The sequence below is a fragment of the Bellilinea sp. genome, assembly GCF_053501535.1.
The window spans coordinates 16,652-36,960 of the sequence record NZ_JBRCOK010000145.1 but is presented as its reverse complement, the minus strand read 5'-3'; the positions used below and the strand labels follow the sequence as shown (position 1 = coordinate 36,960).

The window sequence follows — 20,309 nt, the reverse complement described above, 5'->3', positions numbered from 1 at the left end:
TCAGATTGGCAATGTTTAATTATACCAGCCTGTCATGTTCCAACAGCCGGCAAAAATTAAGTTCGACTGCGGCGCTAAAACTTACTGATTAATTCGATGTTGATAGCCTGGATTCCCCCGCCTCGCTCAGACCGCGCCAGTTCCATCTCGAAAATATAACTGCGGCTGGGCAGTACGGTCGGCCGCACCGATTCGGGCAAATTGGAATCATGGAAAAATGCGGTGGCATACGGCGATTCGGGATGGCGGGTATCGGTCAGCCACAGACCGGGCGCGATGGATTTTAAGTATCGCATGAAGCCATAGCCCTGTTCGCTGTGCCAGTAACACCATCCCCGCACACGGGAACCGATTTCACCCCATTCGGGTTGATCGGTTTTGTAATTGTTGACCGGGATTAAGTTGGGAATGAGATAACCGGAAATAAAGAAATCCGCTTCATGACGCAGTTTGCTGGATACATTATCCAGCGCCATCACTTCAACTCGACAGCCCTTATCCTGCAAGGCGCGCACAACCTGAACAAAATCGCCGTCCCCGCTGGCCAACAGCACCCGGTCCAGCTTGGCAGATTGCAGCAGCGCATCCACCGCCAGATCTAAATCGGCATTTGCCTTGCCATATCGGTTGCCGCTTTCATCCTCAAACCACTGGATTTCCTTGACAATCACTTTATAGCCCATATCCCGTAAAGCTGAGTGAAAATTTTGGGTGCCTTTCCGGTAAACCTCATCCCATTCGGCCCGCTCACGGTCATAACTGACGTAAGCATTCATGCGCACCGGTTCGGCAAAATCCCGGCAGGCAAATTCCCGCAACACATCGTACTGCATTTTAGAACCGCCGTTGTTATAAATATAGGCTACATCCACATAAATACCGACTTTGCTGCCACCACCTGATATGGGCATATAGACTCCTGATCACTTTACATTGATTGTAAGTTTCATCCCCACCGCGGGGGATTATGCAAGCCAAAATTTTATAATTTTTTTTACTGTTTGAAATGATATTTTATATTGCACAAATTCTATACCTCAATGCTAATTAAATCAATAGTTACAAAGTTGCTCCTTTACAACAGGCCAATAAAATAATATTTCCCTCCACCCGCAGGCGGAGGGAATTGCCAATTGCTCAAATTGTCTTTTTCTTTCAGTCAAACGGTTTCTCTCTTGCGGCGTACCCATTTGAACACTTCCACACCACTAAAAACCAGAGTGCTCAACGCGAGGCTGACCAGCAAATCTTCGAGGGGCAACGCACGGGTGTTGAAGACATTTTGCAAAAAAGGCACATACACAACCGCCATCTGCAAAGCGAAAGTCAGCAATACCGCCCCCAAGAGAGGTTTATTCGAAAACAGACCAATTTGAAAGAGCGAGAAGCGATTCGAACGGGTTGCCAGCACATTGCCCATCTGCGCCAGGGTGAGGGTTGTAAACACCATTGTCTGCCAGGTTTCCATCCGTCCGGTGTTCAAAGCCCACAAGCCAGCCGCCAGTGAAACCAGCCCCATCCACAAACCGATCCATAAAATATCGCGTGCCATTCCCCGCGAAAAGACATTCTCCTTTGGTGGAAAAGGTTTGCGTTTCATCGTGTCCCGTTCAGCCGGCTCTACCGTCAACGCCAATCCGGGCAAACCGTCCGTCACAAGGTTGACCCATAAAATTTGAATGGGGGTCAGTGGCAAGGGCATTCCCAGGAATGGACCGGCCAGCATCACCCAGATTTCACCGGCATTCGAGGTGAGTGTATACTTGATGAATTTGCGGATATTGTCATAAATCCGCCGGCCTTCCTCAATCGCCGCCACGATTGTGGCAAAGTTATCATCCAGCAAAACCATATCGGCGGCTTCTTTGGAAACATCTGTACCGGTGATACCCATCGCCACGCCAATATCTGCCTTTTTCAACGCCGGCGCATCGTTGACGCCGTCCCCGGTCATGGCGACGATTTCACCTTTTTCTTGCAATGCCTGAACAATTTTCAACTTATGTTCGGGAGAAACCCGCGCAAAAACCGAAACATGCTCCAACACCTCTTTAAGTTCCTCGACGCTCATGAGGCTCAGCTGCTGGCCGGTAATTGCTTCGCCATCCGGCGTGGTAATGCCCAGTTCGCGGGCAATGTGCAGCGCAGTCAGCGGGTGATCACCTGTGATCATAATCGGACGTACGCCTGCACCCTTGGCGGTTGCCACCGCATCTCTGACTTCCGGGCGGGCAGGATCAATCATACCCACCATTCCAACAAAAATCAGGGCTTGTTCTTGCGGCTTATCACACCCCTCGACTTGTTCGGCAGGACATAGCCGGTATGCCACGCCCAGTACCCGCATTCCCTTCATTGCCATGTCTTCATTGGCTTTTTCAATCCGCCTGCGCCATTCCTCATCCAGCGGAACGCTGCCATCTTCGACCCACACGCGGTTACACACTTCCAACAGGCTATCCACAGCGCCTTTGGTAATGGAAATGTACGGCTGCTGAATTTCAGCGGCGATAACACGCTCAGCCGTTTTCAAGATTTCCGGCAGTTCATTCTGATTGAGGCGGTGAACGGTGGTCATGCGCTTACGTTCCGAATCAAACGGCAATTCGGCCACGCGCGGCATAGCTTTTTCCAGTTCGTCTTTCCACAAACCTACCCGCGCTCCGGCAATGACCAGCGCGCCTTCGGTAGGATCACCGACTGAAACAAAGCCTCCCCGCGCGCTTTCATTAGCTTCGATCACCGCATCATTGCACAAAGTCCCTCCCACCAATAGAAGCGCAACGGCAGGGTATTCTACCAGCACTGGTTCGATTTTTCGACGGTCGGGCAGGGTTGGCGAATAATTTTGAACCTCTTCCAGAAAATCAATCCGATTCCCGGCCACATCAACCACCGTAACGGTCATGCGATTTTCGGTGAGTGTACCGGTCTTATCGGAGCAAATCGTGGTGACGGAACCCAGTGTTTCGACGGCTGGCAATTTTCGGATCAGCGCCCGACGCTGAAGCATTCGCTGAGCGCCAAGAGCCAACGCAATGGTAACCACCGCCGGTAACCCCTCCGGCACTGCTGCCACTGCCATGCTGATCGCCGTCTGGAACATGATGCGGATGGGCTCACCGCGCAGCACCCCCAACCCAAAAACGATGCCGACAATCACCAGCGCAGCCACTGCCAGCCCTCTGCCCAGCTGCGCCAACCGTTTTTGCAGGGGAGTGGCTTCCTGACCCACTCCCTGAATCATGTCGGCAATCCGCCCCAGTTCGGTTTGCATGCCGGTTTGTACCACCACCGCCGAACCGCGCCCGTAGGTTGTCACGGTTCCCATGAAAACCATATTGCGCCGGTCTCCAACCGGTATATTTTCCCCCTGGATCACCTGGGTATTTTTCTCAACCGGCTCAGATTCACCCGTCAGCACGGCTTCCTGAACGCGCAGGTTAATCGCTTCAATTAAGCGGCAATCAGCAGGTACAGCATCTCCCGCATCCAGCTGAATGACATCTCCCGGTACCAATTCACGGGAAGAAATCTCGATCAGGTGACCATCGCGGTGGACTTTGACCTTAGGTGCTGCCATCTTTTTAAGCGCAGCCATTGCCCTTTCGGCACGGTATTCCTGGGTAAAGCCCAACAGCGCGTTCAGCACCACGATGATCAAAATCACAATTGCATCGGTGACTTCGTGAAGGAAAATTGAAATAACCGCCGAGATGATCAGGATTACGACCATGATCTCGGTCAACTGTTCCAATAGAATTTTCCAGGGGCTTTTCAGACCGCGCTCAATCAGTTCGTTCGGTCCGTATTTTGCCCGTCTTTTTTCGACTTCCGCTGAAGTTAGTCCGTGTTTTAAATCGGTTGAAAGTTCGGCTTCAATTTCATCCAGGGATTTTGCGTACCAGTTTTTCATTGCAATGTTGCTCCCATTCAAACTTTGATATAAAAAAAGACCATCACCATTCCGTGATGGTCTTGCCAAACGCTTTTTCATGCGCCCGGGCTACCGGAAGCCGCTGGCTTCGTTTTGACGATAACCCGTCCTGCGAGAGGAGGCTACTCCCCATTACTTTGTTTATCCTAACGCATCTCATTCAGGATGTCAAGCATCCGTTACGGAACCCATTTTCCAATTTCGGACCACGCATAAGCCAGATGGGCTGCCAGCGTATCTCCCACCCTCCGCCGCACTTTTTTCATGACATATTCCATGAGGGCAATCCCGCCCGCCTGATCCAATCGAACGCCAATTTCGCGTGCCCGAATGTGACGGCATTGCGCATTGAAGGAGCCCCCGGATCGCTCTGACAGAAAATCCTCCTTTTGACCAATACGCACCAGCTCGTCAATCAAGCGGTCAATTTCAGCCTGCATTTCTGCCGGATACGGTTTCTTTTCGAAAAGAAAATCAAGCCAGCCCACAACACACCTCCAATTCGATTGTATCATGCCCTGCCCGCAATGGTACAATAAGTCGAATATGGATTGGGTATTTCTTTCCCCTCACCTGGATGATGCCGTTCTCTCCTGCGGGGGGTTCATTTTTGAGCTGATCCAAAAGGGGGAACGGGTCGAAATCTGCACGATTTGTGCGGGTGATCCGCCGCCGGGTGAACTTTCCCCGCTGGCGGAAATGCTTCACCAGCGCTGGGGGGTTACAGCCCAATCTTCCCAGATTACCCGTCGGCAGGAAGATCGGGCTGCCTGTCAAAAACTCGGCGCTACACCGTTTCATCTGGATATCCCCGATTGTATTTACCGGCGCAACCCCGAAAACGGCCAGCCATTGATAACCTCAAATGAGGCACTCTTCCAACCTTTGCTGCCGGCGGAATATCCTCTGGCCTCGCAACTGGCCAACCAATTAGCCGCCCATATTCCCCTCTCCAGCCGGATTGTTTGCCCGCTTACTCTCGGCGGACACATAGACCACCACCTGACCCGCACAGCCGCTCAATTGATCGGCAGACCGTTGTGGTACTACGCCGATTATCCCTACCTGCTGCAACACGCCGGCCGTTTGCACGAATATATCGCGCCGGATTGGCGGATTGAACAAATTGCCATATCGCTGGATGCCTGCCGTGCCTGGCAGGATGCCGTTGCCTGTTATCAATCCCAAATCAGCACTTTTTGGACAAGTATGGAAGAAATGAGAGATGCCATTTGTCATTACTGGCAAAAAGGCGGGGGAAGCACCCTCTGGAGATCACTTTCAACCTGAAATCACTCCCTTTTTAGTGCATACCCCCTCGAAAAAATTGCATTTAAAAAATTATGCTATACTGATACCATGCAAGAGGTTGAATCCTGCTGGCAAAAATGGGCGAATTTCCTTAAGGAAAGAAATCTCGAGGAAATCACAATCACCCTGCTGGAAGCGACCGGCCCGCTAAAAATCCTTGCAGCGCAGGTGGTTTATGCCGGAATCCCCCTATTGGAATCCTTTTCTCCATCTAAAAGAACATGGCTCGAATTGGCAAACCTGTTGGAAGACAATCAGCGCAGCCGGAAATTCATTGCCTACCTGCGCGGGGAGGTTGATTTATGATGGTTGAAGCAATCATGGCTCTGGCTTTGATTGCGGTCACTGCTGGTCTGATCTTGCTGCTGACCCTGCAGCGCAACATCCTGCGCAGCGGTTTGCGTCAACTGCCGGCTTTTGACCGCCTTCGTCAGGCCATTGGTCTGGCCGTCGAAAATGGCACCCGCATCCATATTACACTGGGTAAAGCCGGTATCGCCTCTTCAACCAGCGCAGCCGGTTTGGCCGGGCTGACCACACTGGAACGCATTGCGCGAGTCAGCAGCATCAGCGACCGCCCCCCTTTAGCCAGCAGCGGCGAAGGAACCCTCACCTTGCTGAGTCAGGATACGCTGCGCGCAGCTTACCGTCAGATGAACCAGCTGGAACTGTATGACCCGCATCGCGGGCGGCTGACCGGCCCGACCTCTTTCTCCTACATTGCCGGCGCGCTGCCAATCGCCGATGGTGAAAATGTTTCCGCTCATCTGGCAATTGGAAATTTTGGCCCGGAGATTGCCCTGTTGATGGAAGCTGGAGAGCAGCAAGAAGCCTTTACCCTGGCTGCCACCGATTCGCTCAGTGCTCAGGCGGCGCTTTTCACCAGCAGTCAGGAAACCCTGATTGGTGAGGAATTGTTTGCCATTCCGGCATATCTCAATAGTGGCGCAGTGTATACCGCCAGCCTGCAAGTACAGGATATTTTACGCTGGGGTGTGATTGTGGTTATTGTTGCAGGTTCTATTTTGAAATTGCTGGGGGTGGTATGAGGGCACCAGTCTCCACTGCTATCGCCATTGCCACCGGGCTGCTGGTTTTGCTGGGTGCTTTTCTGCCCGTTCCGGTGTTGTTGCCCGTCCGCCAGATTTTGCTTTCCTGGACCATTCCAGTGGCGGCTGCTGCTGGCCTGATTGCCATCCTCAACCTTTTGAGCGTCCACTGGCGCAAGTTGAACTCCGCCCGCGAACGCGATTACTACAGCATCATCCTGCTGCTGGCATTTGCGGGCACCTTTATCGCCGGTCTGCTTCTCGGCCCAACCGACCCCAATTTCCAAAAAGTTGTCACTTATATCCAGTTTCCGGTGGAAGCCAGCCTGATGGGTGTGTTGACCGTAACGCTGACGTACGCCAGCATCCGCCTTTTTCAACGCAAACGCGGCTGGCTGGCTGTTTTGTTCACCGCCAGCACCCTTCTCTTCCTGATTTTGTTAAGCGGCTTTTTGAACATTCCTGAAAACATCCCCTTCGTAAAGGATTTATTGGCCGCCCTGAATACCCTTCCCATTGCTGGTGCTCGGGGTATTTTGCTGGGTATCGCATTGGGCAGTATTACTACCGGTTTGCGCATCCTCATCGGCGCAGACCGCCCCTATAGTGGATAGTCTATGAGCGAGATTATTTGTCCTCATTGTGGGGCTTCCAACCCATCCGATGCCATTGAATGTAAAAAATGTCATCGCTTGTTTTTTGATTTTCCCTCTTCAAATGCTTTTCATTTTGAAGGAGAAGAGGATGATTGGCTGAAAAGCCTGCGCGATGACACAGAACCCCCACCCGAAAGCGAGGGCGATGAAGCCAAACCCGCCGATACACCGCCCTTTACAGAAGACGTGCCAGACTGGCTGGCGCGTATCCGCCAACGCTCGCAGGAAGAACCCGGCAGTGATGATCAATCAGATGAGCGTGCAGAGGAAGAGGAACTCCCCGAGTGGTTGAAGGATGTAGAAATATCCTCCAGCCAGAGCGAGCCATCCATCTCTGAATCCGAAGTCGGGGAAGGACTCCCCCTCCCCGATTGGCTTTCGCTTGTCAACCTGGAAGCACAAGAGGAACCCTCACCTGTCCGCCCAGCCTCACTTTCCCCCACCGAGGGCGAGGATCTGGATTTAAGCGATGAGCAACTGCCGGATTGGCTGAAAGGCATTGAACAAAGCCAAGAAACCGCCGACGAAACCCCCTCTACACCCCAAGAAGAACCGCTCGACTGGCTGGGAGGTTCAAACCTGTTCGTTGAGGAAGAAGATGCGGGTCAAATGCCCCTGCCTGCTTCAGAGGAAGCAGAACCAGACTGGTTAAAATCCTTTGAGACTTTTGGTACAAGCCCTTCTCCCTTATCGGAAGAGGAACAATCACCCCCAGAAACCAGTGAAGACTGGTTGAAAGCCTTTGAATCCTTTGAAGGTGACGCTGAGCCCTCCTCAATTGAAATGGAAACACCTTTCACCCTGCCGGATGAAGCATGGCTCGAGCAGGGGGAGGAATTGCCCACCGAACCCTCACCGGAAGAAACCGGCATTTCGGAAGAGGATGCCCTACCAGAAGTGCCTACCGGGCAAGCTCCAACCCCCGAATCCACCTCATCCGAATCCGTAGAAGACTGGCTGGCTTCATTCCCACCGCTGGAGGAGGGCATCCCTTCACTGGAGGGTGAACTTCCGGAAGAAACCCCTGCCGAACCGTTGATTGAGTCAGAAGATTTCAGCTCAATTTTGGAAGATATTTCTCCTCTGGCTGATGGTGCTTCTTCCGCATTTATATTTGAAACACCGCCCGCTGAACCTGCAGCTGAGGAGGAGTATGAAATCTCCCCCTTTATCAGCGAAGAATTACCGGAATGGTTTGACGAGCAGGTATTCGAACCTTCTACCGAAACCGCAGCTCCGGCTGCGGAGGGCGAAGCCGGGCTGGAACCGGTTGAGTTGCCCGGCTGGCTGGAAGCCATGCGACCCGTTGATGCCGTTGCGCCGGGCCGCATTGGAACGGATGAGGATCAACGCATTGAAACCAGTGGGCCGCTTTCGGGTTTTCAGGGAGTTCTGCCTGCCGAAGCGTTGATTACCCAATACAGCAAACCGGCTGTTTACTCGGCCCGCTTGCAGGTGAGTGAAAAGCAGCGCAATTATGCCAATCTTCTCGAATCCATCCTCCAGGAGGAAAAACAAGGCCGCCCATCCCGCGGAGCAAGAACCGCCGCCCCGCATGTCCTTGCCCGAATGTTGATCGGGATTGTGCTGGCGGCCACAGTATTGTTTGTTCTGATCGGTGGCGTAAACCTGGCAGCCCCCCCGGCTCTATTTGCTCCGGAGAATGTAGCCTTCTTCACTCAGATTCAAGCGCTGACGGCATCCACGGAACAAAATCCGCCCATCCTTCTGGCAGTTGATTTTGAACCCGCGCTGGCAGGCGAAATGACTACCGTCGCACAACCGGTTATGAATGATCTCCTGCGAGCCGGAAAAACCATTGCCATTGTTTCCATCAACCCTGCCGGCGCTGTACTGGCAGAAGAAATGCTGGCAAACTCTGCCTCCGAAGGTCAAATCCTCAATCTGGGTTATTTGCCGGGCGGCGTCACCTCCATTGCAGCGCTGGCCAGCCAGCCATCGCTGGCTGCTCCACGCGACCGCTTTGGAGCTTACGCCTGGGATCAAGCGCCCTTCCAAAGCATTCAACGTATCTCAGATTTCTCAGCGATATTGCTGCTCAGCGATAACACCGACACCAGCCGGTTATGGATCGAACAACTCAGCCCGCTGTTGGAAAACACTCCGCTGTTAGTTATTGCCAGCAATCAAGCCGCCCCGATGATTCAGCCATACGTACAAAACGGGCAGGCAACTGGTATGCTGGCCGGTTTGCCCGGTCTGGCAGCTTACCAGCAACTGAGCGGTCGGACAACCAGCCTGACACCCGGCTACATGGATGCCTATCAGGCCGGGTTGATGTTGATCGTTGTCCTGATTCTCCTTTTCAGTCTCTATTATCTGGTGATGCATTTGTTCAAGAAACCCGAAACGAAGGGGAAATAAGCATCATGGATGTTGACTTTGCCTGGACTGCGGTTGCTTTCATTCTCACCCTGTTGACTCTCAGTTATCTTTTGGGTGATAATCCGCTCTTTCGTTTGGCTGCATATTTATTTGTGGGTGTGTCGGCTGGCTATGTTGCCGTCATCTTATTGTTTGAAGTCATCTTCCCCCGTTTGGTCGTTCCGCTCATCTTCGGCAGCGCGTCCGAAAAACTGCTCGCCGTAGTACCTGCAGTGCTGAGCGTTCTTTTACTTTTCAAGTTATCTCCCCGTCTGACCACCCTGGGCAATCCTTCGATGGCATTTCTGGTCGGCAGTGGCGCAGCGGTTATTATTGGTGGGGCGGTTAGCGGTACACTTTTTGGGCAAATCCGCGGTGCAATACAACCTTTTGCCCTGACCCAAAGCGGAAATGTTTTGCAGGCTGGCAGCCAGTTGATGGGAGGCATCATCCTGCTGATCGGTACAGTTCTCACCTTGATCTACTTCCAGTTCAGTGCACGCCGAAAAGCCAATCAACAAATCAGCCGATCGGCAGCAGTTCAGGCAGCAGCCTTTGGTGGACAAATTTTCATTGCCATCACATTGGGCGCTTTGTACGCCGGTATTCTGGCTGCCGCCCTGACCGCATTGATCGAACGGTTCGACTTCCTGCGCACGGCAATCCAAACCTTTCTTCCATGAAAATTGCTTATGACCACTTCCCTAGTTGACGCCGAATCCGTTCTCGCCATTGAAATTGGCAGCATTCACACCCGCGCGCTCTTGTTTGACCTGGTGGACGGGCAGTATCGCTTCATTGGTGCCGGCCGCGCACCCACAACCATTCAATCCCCATTCTTTGACATTTCGGAAGGCATCCATCTGGCCATTTCCAATTTACAGGAAATCACCTCGCGCATTCTTTTGGAAGAATCGCGCCTGATTTTGCCCGGTAAACCGGATGGCAGTGGGGTGGATCAGGTCGTATTGACTTATACCGCCGGTCAGCCGCTGCGGGTGGTCGTCATGGGTCTGCTGGAAGATGTTTCGCTGGAAAGCGCTCGTCGTTTGGCTTCCTCGGCACACACGCTGATCACCGAGTCAATCGGTTTGAATGACCGGCGCCCGCCGGAAGCGCAAATTGACGCCCTGTTACGCGCAAAGCCGGATTTGATCATTCTTTCCGGAGGAACAGATCAAGGGGCAAGCCGCTCCATCGCCAAAAATGTTGATCTCCTGACTTTTGCATTGCAAATCATGCCCCGTGAAAAGAGGCCGGAAATCATCTACGCCGGTAATCAGACCCTCACCACCCCCGTCAAAGATGTGCTCAGCACCTATACTCAAGTGCATGTTGCCCCCAATCTGCGGCCGGAGATTGATGTTGAAAATCTTTCCCCCGCCCAAGATGTCCTCGCTGAAGCCGAATTTCACATCCGCTCGCGTCAGATTGGGGGATTGCAATCCTATCGTTCCATTCTGGCAGTAGAACCGCTTTCTGCGCCTTTCGCCTTTGCCAGAATGATTCGTTTCCTGAGCCGTATCAATAACCCTGCAAAAGGAGTCATGGGTGTTGATTTAGGGGCAGGCAACCTGATTGTAGCCACCGCTTTTCAGGGCAACTCCGAAGTGAGTGTGTTTCCAATGGGAACGGGAACGGGCATTGCCCAGGCATTGCGCGTCGTTCCGGTTTCGGAAATTGCCCGCTGGCTGCCCATTCACATCCCTGAAAGTGTGGTGGAAGATTATCTCTGGCATAAAACACTGCACCCTGCGCTGCTGCCCATCACCGCCGAAACGGTTGCCATTGAACAGGCTGCCATTCGCCAAATCCTGTGGAGCGGATTGAACCAGCACCGCGCCCGTTACCCCAATGCCCCATTACTAACCGAACCGATTCTGGCAGCCGGCATGCCTCTCACCCAATGGTCGCCCCAAATCAGCCTGATGATGCTGGCAGATGGACTTCAACCGTATGGGATTACCACCTTTGTTCAGGACGCGCATGGCCTGACAGCAGCGTTGGGCATTATCTCGACCAACAACACCATCCTGCCGGTTCAGGTCATTGAATCGAATGCGTATCTCAACCTTGGAACGGTCATCACGCCGCTCAGTAACGCCCGCTACGGGACAAGCATTCTAAGGGTGAAGGTGGAATACGAAGCCGGCAACCAGGTGAGTCTGGAAATTCGGCAAGGCAGCATAACCGCATTACCCATTCAGGCTGGACAAACTGCCAAAGTCCACCTTCAACCCCTTCGGCCGATCACGATTGACCCCACCGGCAAAGATACCACCCGCTCATTTAAAGTCATCGGCGGGGTGTGCGGTGTCATTGTGGATGCTCGCGGCCGTCCCATCTCTTTACCGGCAGATGCCGCCCGGCGGCGCGATATGCTCAAAAAATGGGCAGCCGGCTTTGGCGTATAAATCTGGTATAAAAGTTGCACTTTGTTGATTGAGGTCACAAGGAAAATGATCGCCACAGTCACCCACATTCTCCCATTGGCACACATTCGCCGGGCACGCATGTTACCGGGCAAGGGGCGCATTCTGGCGCGGGTTGGGCAGGAGGTCAACGCCGCTTATGTCGTTGCCGAAGCCGACCTGCCTGGCAGCCATATTCTGGTGGATGTGCGCCGCATTTTGGGGTTGAGAAGGGCTGAACAGGCGCATCGCTTGATCGAGAGAAAGGTTGGTGAACGGGTCGAAAAGGGAGATATTCTCGCCCAAACCGGCGGACTGCTCCCCAAAGTCATTCGCGCCCCGCTTGATTCGACCATCGTTTCCATTCAGCGCGGCCAGATTCTGCTCGAAAAAGCAGGGGAACATTTTGAACTGAAAGCAGGTTTGAATGGCGTTGTAAGCGAGGTGCTGGCCGAACGCGGCGTGGTGATCGAAACCCACGGAGCGCTGATTCAAGGCGTTTGGGGAAATGGTCAAATCAACAGCGGCATGTTGCAATTTGCCGCTTCACAAGCGGATGAGGAGATTCATCGAGCCAATCTGGATATGAGTTTACGCGGTTCGATTGTTGTTGGCGGTTTCATCCATAAACCGGATGCCTTGGACGCCGCCGAAGAACTGCCGTTGCGCGGATTGATTGTAGGCAGCATCTCGGCCGCTTTGATTGCCGCTGCCCAAAAATGCACTGTTCCCATCATGGTCACCGAAGGTTTTGGACAAATCCCCATGAACCGCGCCGCTTTTCGATTGCTCAAGACCCATGAAAAACGGGAAGTATCCATTAACACCAACTGGAATCCGGAAATTGGCGAACGACCCGAAGTGGTTGTCCCATTGCCTTCGCAGGGTCAAACACCTATGGATGCGGTGGAGTTTACTGTTGGACAAACTGTGCGCATTCTCAGCGCGCCTTACGCAGGTGAAATCGGCACACTGACTGCCATCCGGCCGGGACGGGTCACCCTGCCGGGAGGTCTGCGAGCTCAGGTTGCCGAAATTCGTTTGGAAAATAACCAGCAGATTTCGTTACCACTTACAAACCTGGATGTGCTAGAATAACCTCTAGGAGAAGCACCCATGAACATAGACAATAACAGTCCTGAAGAAAACCCATTTGAAGAGTTCAAACCTGACTTTCAGGAAGAACAGCCGCTTGAAGAAGAAGAGGGCGAACCAAAAAGCAACAAGACCTTCTGGCTTGTGGTCGGCGTGATTGCCAGCGTATTCGTGCTGGCGGTGGTGGTAATCATCATTTTCGTGATCGTCAACCGCAACCGCGCCGGTGAATACACCCAGCAGGCCGCCCAAATCAACGCCCAAAATACGGCAATTGCCCAGCAGGCTACCGATATCTACGTACAGGAAATCCGCCGCATGACCGAAAAAGCCGTCATGCCGCCGACCTGGACACCCACGGTAGTGGTGGTGATTGCCACCAGCACACCCCAACCGACGGCTACCTCTGGTGTCCTTGCGGAAGGTGACTCGGCTGCCCGTACGGCTACGGTCGCTGCCTTTCTTACCGCAGTGGCTCAGGGCAGTCCAACCGTTCCACCCACACCCGGTCCCGGCACACTTGTCCCCACTTCGACAGCCTTACCCAATACCGGTTTCATGGATGAGGTCGGTTTGCCCGGCATGTTTGGGGTGGCTCTGGCGCTGATCTTCGTGGTGCTGGTTGTCCGGCGGTTGCGGCTTTCCACCAGCGGTTAGTCGTCAGTGGTTTGAAACTTTGTAGATAGCCGGCTGTCAACCGACACGCGGGTGCACTTGCTCCTCAAAAAAAGCCAATCCCCGGCGAAACCCGTCGGGGATTGTTGTTTTAACTCTAGCGACAGGTTGCATTTTCAGGCAACGCTGGCCGCAACTTCCTCTCCATACCTTAACAGCTCTTTGACCATATCCATTGAACGCCCCTCTGCGTACACCCTCAAAACGGGTTCAGTGCCGGAGGGGCGGATCAACAACCACGAATCATCGGACAAAATGTACTTAACCCCATCGCGGGTGCTGATCTCAATGATTTTTTCTCCGCCAATTTGAGCCGGGGCTTCATTTTGCAAGCGGGCTGTCATCTTATCTTTGGCCACCGGATGCTTCAGACGCAGGTCGCGCCGTTCATAAAAAGCCGGTCCAACCTCTGCCAGTAAATCATCTACCAGATCAACCAGGCTCCCGCCGGAATCGGCGACCATTTCAACGATCAACAACCCCATTAAGATGCCATCTCCCTCAGGGATATGCCCTTTAAAGGAAATTCCGCCGGATTCCTCACCGCCGATCAGCACCTCTTCTTTGAGCATGTAATCGGCAATGTGATTGAAACCAACCGGGGTTTCGTGCAGAGGTAATTCATACTTGCGGGCAAGCCGGTCAATCATCCGCGTTGTGGATACAGTGCGAACCACCGAACCCTGCCAGCCGCGTTTCTTGACCAGATAACGCAAAGCCAGCGCCATAATTTTGTGCGGGTCCACAAAATTTCCGCGTTCATCCATGGCACCAATCCGATCCGCATCACCATCCGTCGCCAGGCCAAAACTACCGGCGCCGGTAGCAATTGCCCCCGCCAGTGCCCCCAAATAACGGCTGATCGGTTCGGGATGGACTCCGCCAAAACCGGGATTCATTTCGCCACGGATCTCAAAAACTTCGCAGCCCGTTCCTTGCAAAATCGAACGAATTACACCCCGCCCGGAACCGTACATCGAGTCCACTACAATCCGCTGAGGGTTTTCTGCAATCAGGTCAAAATCAATCAACCGGCGCAGGTGTTCGGTATAGGCTGGAATTGGATTGAAGCGTTGAATGAGTTTCAACTGGCGCGCCTGCTCAAACTCCATCAGGTTTGGACCGCGCGCCTGAGCTTCGTTATCGTTAAGGTAAACTTCCACCTTGCGGCATTGTTCAGGGGATGCCGAACCGCCAAAGGCTGCTTTGAGCTTGACTCCGTTATAACGGGGCGCATTGTGCGAGGCGGTAATCATAATGCCGCCGATGGCATTCAAGTGGCGAACCGCATACGAAATTGCCGGCGTGGGTGCATCCGCTTGTGCCAGATGTACCGTGAAACCATTGGCAGCCAGCACGCGCGCGGCTTCTGCGGCATAGCGGTCCGATAAAAAGCGGGTATCAAATCCCACCACCATCACCCGCGCATCCGGGCTGAGTCCATTCCCCGCGCCGTTCAGCCAGCCATCGGTTGCCACAGCATCGGCAATTGCCTGAGTAACCAGCCGCAAGTTGTTGAAAGTGAAAGTATCCGAGATAACTGCACGCCATCCATCCGTGCCAAAGTGAATTGTCATACCAATCTCCTGTGTGAAAATATATCAGGGTTATTCGCCCTGCATTTTACCTGTTTTTATTCCATTTACCATCCCGGTGCAGGGGTGGCAGTTGCAAGGAGCGCCTGCACCATCCAACCCACCAATCCGTTTTCAGTCCTCACCTGCACCCAAAGCGTATTCCCGTTCCCTTTAACCGGGTCGGAAATCACCTGAACAAGACTGCCATTTAACAAGGAAGTGAGTGCTTTTCCATCCGGTTCTTCGCGCACAATGGCGCCATCACTCTGAGGGGCAAATACCCGCGCCCAAACCGGGGTCGGTTGGGGAGTTACCGTCACAGTAGGCGTAAAGGTCGGTTGAATGGTCGCAGTGGGTGACTGTGTTGGCGGCGGGGGAGATGGGGTAAGGGTTGGTGTGGCGGGAGGTTGGGCTGGCGCCGTTGAAGTCCAGGTAAGCGTATGGGTTGGAGTAGGCAAAGTAGCCACCACGATGGGCTGGCTCGTCATTAATCCGGTGATCAGTACCACCGCAATCAGGCTGATGAGAATGATGGACGACCCCAGCGTATACCCAAATACATTGGCGGGTTTTAATCCCATCACAAACAAAACCATTGAACCGACCAGCGCTGACCATGCCAGATGAACAACAAACACGATGAGTCCATCCACCCAGGAGCCGGGCAGACCATAGCTCAACGAAAAGCCTGCCACCCCCAGCGGCAGCAATAACTCGTAGGCAATGGCTACGCTGGCAACCAGCGGCTTTTGACGGGGGGAACGCACCAGCATGTAGTTGGCAAGCCCAACCCCAATTGCCAGAACGATGAAATTGGGGATAGAAAACAGGGAAAAGTTGACCGGAAGCGTGAGGGTGCTGCCCGGTAAAAACGCTTTGCCAATACCGCCAGCCAGCAGGCACAAACCAAAAATGAGCATACAGGCAATGACCAGACTGCCCAATGCTTTGAGGAAAAATCGGCCCGAGCCGACTACCACCGCCAGCGAAAGCCCCAAAACGGGGCCTAAAAATGGTGCAAACAACACAGCCAGTAAATAAAAAGCAGGCGAATCCAGTAAAATTGCGACACCCAGAATCACACCTGCCAGAAAAGTGAAAAGAAAAAATTCGTAGCCGGGGGTAACCTGATGCGCAATCTGCTCCAAAAAGGCTGAGCGCTCATCACCTCCTGCTGGCAGCAGCGAACGCCGGACGCGCCGCCGCCGGGCAGGCGGCAGACGATTTTCATCCTCAGGGAGCAAAGGTTCACTGCTTGGAATACTCATTGACGTAAGGTAGCAATCAGTCGAAGCGGTTTTTCCAGCAATTCCAGCGCACTCAAAATATCCGGCACAACAATATCGGCCGCCTGCAAGGCGGCGGTGGAGACCCCTTCGCGTGAAAACACACAAATTCCCAACGCCGCTTCCGCCAGCATTGCCGCATCATTAGCGCCCTGCCCAATCGCGATCACCTGAGCAGCGCCCAGCGAGCGGACAAATTCAGCCTTCTGTTCAGCCTGGTTGCCGGCTTTAAGGCGGTGGGCGGTCAAATTCAACTGGCGGTCAATCAATTCCTGCCTGCCGTGGGTATCGGCGGTGATCAGATGAATCGTCAGGCGGTCTTTTAAAATCGAGAGGCTGCGTCCAACCCCGTCTATCAGCCTGCCATCCAAGGCCAGTGTGCCATTCACATCACAAACCAGATGGTTGAGCCTTAATTCGCCGCGGCCGGGAATGTTTATCTCAATCATAAGACAATTATAATACAGACTTAAAAAAGCATTTCCGGGTAAAATTAGCCCATGTCCTCCCTCCTGTCTTTCCGAAAAATGTTAATCGCTTCTGTGCTATTGATGGTTGGATTACTCAGCGCCTGTACCACCAATCCGACCAGTGTTCCAACATCCCAACCAACCAGTTATTCCAATGGCGAAAACCAGCCCGCCCCTGTCCAGCCGTCACCTACCACCCCTTTGCCCGGCCTGGTCTGGCTGGTTATCCCCCCCGGCGGAGAAATGACCGCCGCCAGTATCCAACCCTGGCTGGAACAAAAAGCCGCCGCAGATAATCTCACCCTTGAGGTACGAACGCCGCCTGATCTGAACACTCCACCGGAGAATCTGCAACTGGTCGTCTTATCCACAGCCGATTCGCAGACCACCGAGTGGGGTTTGCGCTTTCCCAATCTCAGGCTGATCATCCTTAACGATGATTCTACCCCGGCCTCCCCGAATGTCAGTGTAATCCGTTCCTCTATGGCGAATCAGGCGTTCATCGCCGGTTTCATTACCACACTCGTTGCTCCCGACTTTCGCTCCGGAGCGATGTTTCGTCAGGATGATCCGCTTGTAAACCAGATGGAGGATGCTTTTAAGAACGGAGGCCGTTATCTGTGCGGCCGGTGCGCCCCGGTTTTCGCTCCAATTGTGTTGTTCCCTCAGACGACAACTTTTTCCCCAAATTCAGACCCGCAAGGCTGGGTTGGCGCGTTTGATGCGCTCCAGCAAAACCGTTTGGAAACCATCTACCTTTCCGACCCCGCTCTCATGCAGCCGGTTCTGCTCGATCAGATTACCCGCCAGAATATTGCCATTTTGTCCCTCCTGCCTGCTCCGGAGGAGTACCGCAATCAGTGGATTGCCACGCTGCAAGCGGATTGGCTAACCGCGCTGGAAAAGGCATGGCAAAACTGGCGAAACGGCGACGAAGGCACCCTCTGGCAGGCCGGCACGCAGATTAGCGAGGTCAATCCGGAGCGCCTGACCGAAGGAAAATTGGAACTGGTGCGGAAAACCTTGCGGGAACTGGAAGAAGGCTGGATTTACCCCCTTAGCGTTCCCTGACTGGATTTTTCTGGACTGCCCATGAACGGCTCTGCCGTTTCCGACCCGGGGGCGTTGATGCCCTCCCGGCGCAGCACTTTCCACAAAGTCAGAGCAAGAATTTTCACATCCAGCCCTAAAGACCAGTGGTCCACATACCAAACATCCAGCCGAAACTTTTCTTCCCACGTCAGCGCATTGCGCCCGTTGATTTGCGCCCATCCGGTGATTCCCGGCAGAACCTCATGGCGGCGGGCTTGTTCCGGGGTGTAACGGGGTAGATATTCCACCAGCAACGGACGCGGCCCAACCAGACTCATTTCACCGCGCAGGACGTTGAACAGCTCCGGCAATTCATCCAAGCTGGTGGAACGTAAAAATTTACCCAGTCGTGTCAGCCGTTCGGCATCCGGCAGCAGGTTGCCGTGCCTGTCCACGGCATTACGCATGGTGCGGAACTTGTAGAGGGTGAAAATTTTGCCCCCCAGACCGGGGCGCGGCTGTTTGAACAAAACCGGGCTGCCTTCTTTGAGGTAGATGACCAGAGCAATGATACCCATGAGCGGCAAAGCAATGACCATTCCCAGCAGGGTGATCACCAAATCGAATAGCCGTTTTTGCAGTGGTATACTCTTCATACAACGCCAGATGAATTATAATTCAGCCAATTCCAAAGCGGGAGCCAAGCAATGAAACTGGAGATTACTATTGAATATTGTGCAGTCTGACGTTACACCGAAAGAGCCATCAGTTTGATGGTAAGTCTGCTCAAACAACATGAAGCACGTATCGAACGAATGACCCTGATTCCCTCCGATGGAGGCTGCTTTGAAGTAACCGTCAACGGAAAGTTGATCTACTCCAAACTGCAAACCCATCGTCATGCCGAACCCGGCGAAGTTCAAAATTTGCTCTTATCTTTCATCAAGGAAGGCGGTTAAGTTTATGGCAAAAAAAGGAAGAGTTTTCTCCGGTGCACGCCCTACCGGGCGGCAGCACTTAGGCAATTATCTCGGCGCCATGCTGAATTATGTTGCCCTTCAGGAAGATTACGATTGCATTTATTGCATTGTGGATGTGCATGCCCTGACCACGCTGGAAACCACCCTCGACCTGCGCCAAAACACCTATGAAATGGCCCTGGACTGGCTGGCAGTGGGTATCCGCCCGGAGGAATCGATTGTCTTCGTCCAGTCCCATGTGCCGCAGGTAATGGAGCTGCATACCTACCTTTCGATGGTTACGCCGCTGGGCAAACTAACCGATTTACCCACCTTCAAAGAAAAAGCCCGTGAACAGCCTCACAACGTCAATTATGGTCTGGTGGGCTACCCGGTATTGATGACCGCTGATATCGTGCTTTACAAAGCGGATGTGGTGCCGGTTGGCGTGGACCAGGCACCCCACCTGGAATTTGCCCGCGAAACAGTACGCTCGTTCAACCATCGCTACAATACACAGGTACTGATCGAACCTCAAATGAAAGTAACTCAGGTGCCCAAAGTCATCGGCATTGACGGTCAGCAAAAGATGAGCAAAAGCCTGAACAACCACATTGAACTGGCCGCCACGCCGGAGGAAACCCGCCAGCGTGTCATGCAAATGGTCACCGACCCCCAGCGCATCCGCCGCAGCGACCCCGGAAACCCGGATGTCTGCAATGTATTCAGTATGCACAAAATCTTCTCCAGCCCGGAACAGGTGGAAATGGTCAACACCGAGTGCCGCCGGGCAGGAATTGGCTGCGTGGACTGCAAGAAACTGTTTGCTGAAAACCTGAACAATCACCTGCTGCCCTTCCGCCAGCGCCGTGAAGAAATCTCCAAAAATCCGGATTACGTTTGGGACGTGCTGAAAGATGGCGCCAAACGTGCCGGTCAGATTGCCGAAGCAACCATGGTGGAAGTGCGGCAGGCAATTGGGTTACCCTGATGCGTGCGGTCATTCAACGCGTCAGACGTGGAGCGGTCAGCGTGAATGACCGGCGGATTGCCGAAATCGGCAAAGGGCTGGTCATTCTGGTCGGCATTGGACCGGCGGATACCGCTGATACTGCTCAGGCGCTGGCGCGCAAAATTGCCCAGCTGCGCATCTTTGAAGATGAATACGGCAAGATGAATCTTTCCCTGCTGGAGATTGGCGGGGAAGCCCTGGTTGTTTCACAATTCACCCTGTATGCCGATGCCCGCAAGGGTAACCGACCCTCCTTCACCGAATCGGCCCCCCCCGAAGTGGCTGCCCCTCTGGTTGACCAGTTTGCCAATTTTATGCGCGATCTCGGTGTTCCCGTCCAGTGCGGTGAGTTTGGTGCCCACATGCTGGTTGAAATTGAAAACGATGGGCCGGTTACCATCTGGCTGGAAAAATAGTGCGTAAAAATTGTTGACGCGCCGTCCGGATATGTGGT

The 20,309-nt window shown here is 53.5% G+C and carries 19 protein-coding genes and 1 pseudogene; 13 read left to right on the top strand and 7 right to left on the bottom strand.

What is annotated here, in order from left to right; translation table 11 throughout:
- Positions 1 to 74 precede the first annotated feature (74 nt).
- From ACWIZX_RS13370 to ACWIZX_RS13360, 3 genes are all read right to left on the bottom strand, one after another.
- Complete coding sequence (locus tag ACWIZX_RS13370; protein WP_448336125.1) at positions 75 to 911, bottom strand: LabA-like NYN domain-containing protein; 837 nt, start codon at positions 909 to 911, stop codon at positions 75 to 77.
- Positions 912 to 1,159: 248 nt separating this feature from the next.
- Positions 1,160 to 3,916 (bottom strand): cation-translocating P-type ATPase, encoded by a 2,757-nt coding sequence (locus ACWIZX_RS13365; RefSeq protein ID WP_448336124.1) that lies wholly within the window; start codon positions 3,914 to 3,916, stop codon positions 1,160 to 1,162.
- A gap of 200 nt (positions 3,917 to 4,116) precedes the next feature.
- Entirely contained in the window at positions 4,117 to 4,425 is a 309-nt protein-coding gene (locus tag ACWIZX_RS13360) for a hypothetical protein (RefSeq protein WP_448336123.1), read from the bottom strand.
- Between the two features lie 58 nt (positions 4,426 to 4,483).
- On the opposite strand from ACWIZX_RS13360, the gene ACWIZX_RS13355 reads away from it, so the two are divergent.
- From ACWIZX_RS13355 to ACWIZX_RS13315, 9 genes are all read left to right on the top strand, one after another.
- Positions 4,484 to 5,227, top strand: a complete 744-nt coding sequence (locus ACWIZX_RS13355; protein WP_448336122.1) for a PIG-L deacetylase family protein — start codon at positions 4,484 to 4,486, stop codon at positions 5,225 to 5,227.
- Between the two features lie 69 nt (positions 5,228 to 5,296).
- Positions 5,297 to 5,554: a hypothetical protein gene (locus ACWIZX_RS13350; RefSeq protein ID WP_322794256.1), complete on the top strand. Its 258-nt coding sequence runs from the start codon at positions 5,297 to 5,299 to the stop codon at positions 5,552 to 5,554.
- Positions 5,551 to 6,297: a DUF6754 domain-containing protein gene (locus ACWIZX_RS13345; protein WP_322794255.1), complete on the top strand. Its 747-nt coding sequence runs from the start codon at positions 5,551 to 5,553 to the stop codon at positions 6,295 to 6,297. Before ACWIZX_RS13350 ends, ACWIZX_RS13345 begins: the two co-directional genes overlap by 4 nt.
- The gene (locus ACWIZX_RS13340) at positions 6,294 to 6,911 is read left to right on the top strand and encodes a hypothetical protein (protein ID WP_448336121.1); all 618 of its coding nucleotides are present in this window, start codon (positions 6,294 to 6,296) and stop codon (positions 6,909 to 6,911) included. The genes ACWIZX_RS13345 and ACWIZX_RS13340 overlap by 4 nt, the downstream gene beginning before the upstream one ends.
- Before the next feature lie 3 nt (positions 6,912 to 6,914).
- A complete protein-coding gene (locus ACWIZX_RS13335; RefSeq protein ID WP_448336120.1) occupies positions 6,915 to 9,338 on the top strand; it encodes a hypothetical protein in 2,424 nt (807 codons plus the stop codon).
- A gap of 5 nt (positions 9,339 to 9,343) precedes the next feature.
- A complete protein-coding gene (locus ACWIZX_RS13330) occupies positions 9,344 to 10,021 on the top strand; it encodes a hypothetical protein (protein WP_448336119.1) in 678 nt (225 codons plus the stop codon).
- A gap of 9 nt (positions 10,022 to 10,030) precedes the next feature.
- A complete protein-coding gene (locus ACWIZX_RS13325) occupies positions 10,031 to 11,752 on the top strand; it encodes a glutamate mutase L (protein ID WP_448336118.1) in 1,722 nt (573 codons plus the stop codon).
- Between the two features lie 45 nt (positions 11,753 to 11,797).
- On the top strand, positions 11,798 to 12,847 hold the full coding sequence (locus ACWIZX_RS13320) for a hypothetical protein (RefSeq protein WP_448336117.1): 1,050 nt from the start codon (positions 11,798 to 11,800) through the stop codon (positions 12,845 to 12,847).
- An 18-nt stretch (positions 12,848 to 12,865) separates the two neighbouring features.
- Positions 12,866 to 13,501, top strand: coding sequence for an LPXTG cell wall anchor domain-containing protein (locus ACWIZX_RS13315; RefSeq protein WP_448336116.1), 636 nt, complete (start codon positions 12,866 to 12,868; stop codon positions 13,499 to 13,501).
- Positions 13,502 to 13,635: 134 nt separating this feature from the next.
- Here ACWIZX_RS13315 and ACWIZX_RS13310 read toward each other — a convergent pair whose 3' ends face one another.
- The 3 genes from ACWIZX_RS13310 to ACWIZX_RS13300 form a co-directional block, all read right to left on the bottom strand.
- A complete protein-coding gene (locus ACWIZX_RS13310; RefSeq protein WP_448336115.1) occupies positions 13,636 to 15,096 on the bottom strand; it encodes a phosphoglucomutase/phosphomannomutase family protein in 1,461 nt (486 codons plus the stop codon).
- Positions 15,097 to 15,161: 65 nt separating this feature from the next.
- The gene (locus ACWIZX_RS13305) at positions 15,162 to 16,364 is read right to left on the bottom strand and encodes an SH3 domain-containing protein (RefSeq protein WP_448336114.1); all 1,203 of its coding nucleotides are present in this window, start codon (positions 16,362 to 16,364) and stop codon (positions 15,162 to 15,164) included.
- Positions 16,361 to 16,831 carry an HAD family hydrolase gene (locus tag ACWIZX_RS13300; RefSeq protein WP_322792199.1) on the bottom strand — a complete coding sequence of 157 codons (471 nt, stop codon included), beginning with the start codon at positions 16,829 to 16,831 and terminating at the stop codon, positions 16,361 to 16,363. Before ACWIZX_RS13300 ends, ACWIZX_RS13305 begins: the two co-directional genes overlap by 4 nt.
- Before the next feature lie 78 nt (positions 16,832 to 16,909).
- Between ACWIZX_RS13300 and ACWIZX_RS13295 the strand changes: the two genes are divergently transcribed.
- Entirely contained in the window at positions 16,910 to 17,923 is a 1,014-nt protein-coding gene (locus ACWIZX_RS13295) for a hypothetical protein (RefSeq protein ID WP_448336113.1), read from the top strand.
- On the opposite strand, the gene ACWIZX_RS13290 is transcribed toward ACWIZX_RS13295, so the two are convergent.
- Positions 17,902 to 18,540, bottom strand: coding sequence for a sugar transferase (locus tag ACWIZX_RS13290; protein ID WP_448336112.1), 639 nt, complete (start codon positions 18,538 to 18,540; stop codon positions 17,902 to 17,904). The two genes, ACWIZX_RS13295 and ACWIZX_RS13290, sit on opposite strands and share 22 nt — an antisense overlap.
- 102 nt (positions 18,541 to 18,642) lie before the next feature.
- Between ACWIZX_RS13290 and ACWIZX_RS13285 the strand changes: the two are divergent.
- From ACWIZX_RS13285 to dtd, 3 genes and pseudogenes are all read left to right on the top strand, one after another.
- Positions 18,643 to 18,843: pseudogene (locus tag ACWIZX_RS13285) on the top strand (Rdx family protein); the annotation flags it as partial.
- Between the two features lie 4 nt (positions 18,844 to 18,847).
- Positions 18,848 to 19,834, top strand: coding sequence for a tryptophan--tRNA ligase (gene trpS / locus ACWIZX_RS13280; RefSeq protein ID WP_448336111.1), 987 nt, complete (start codon positions 18,848 to 18,850; stop codon positions 19,832 to 19,834).
- Complete coding sequence (dtd, locus tag ACWIZX_RS13275; RefSeq protein ID WP_322792195.1) at positions 19,834 to 20,271, top strand: D-aminoacyl-tRNA deacylase; 438 nt, start codon at positions 19,834 to 19,836, stop codon at positions 20,269 to 20,271. Before trpS ends, dtd begins: the two co-directional genes overlap by 1 nt.
- The last annotated feature ends 38 nt before the right edge of the window (positions 20,272 to 20,309 follow it).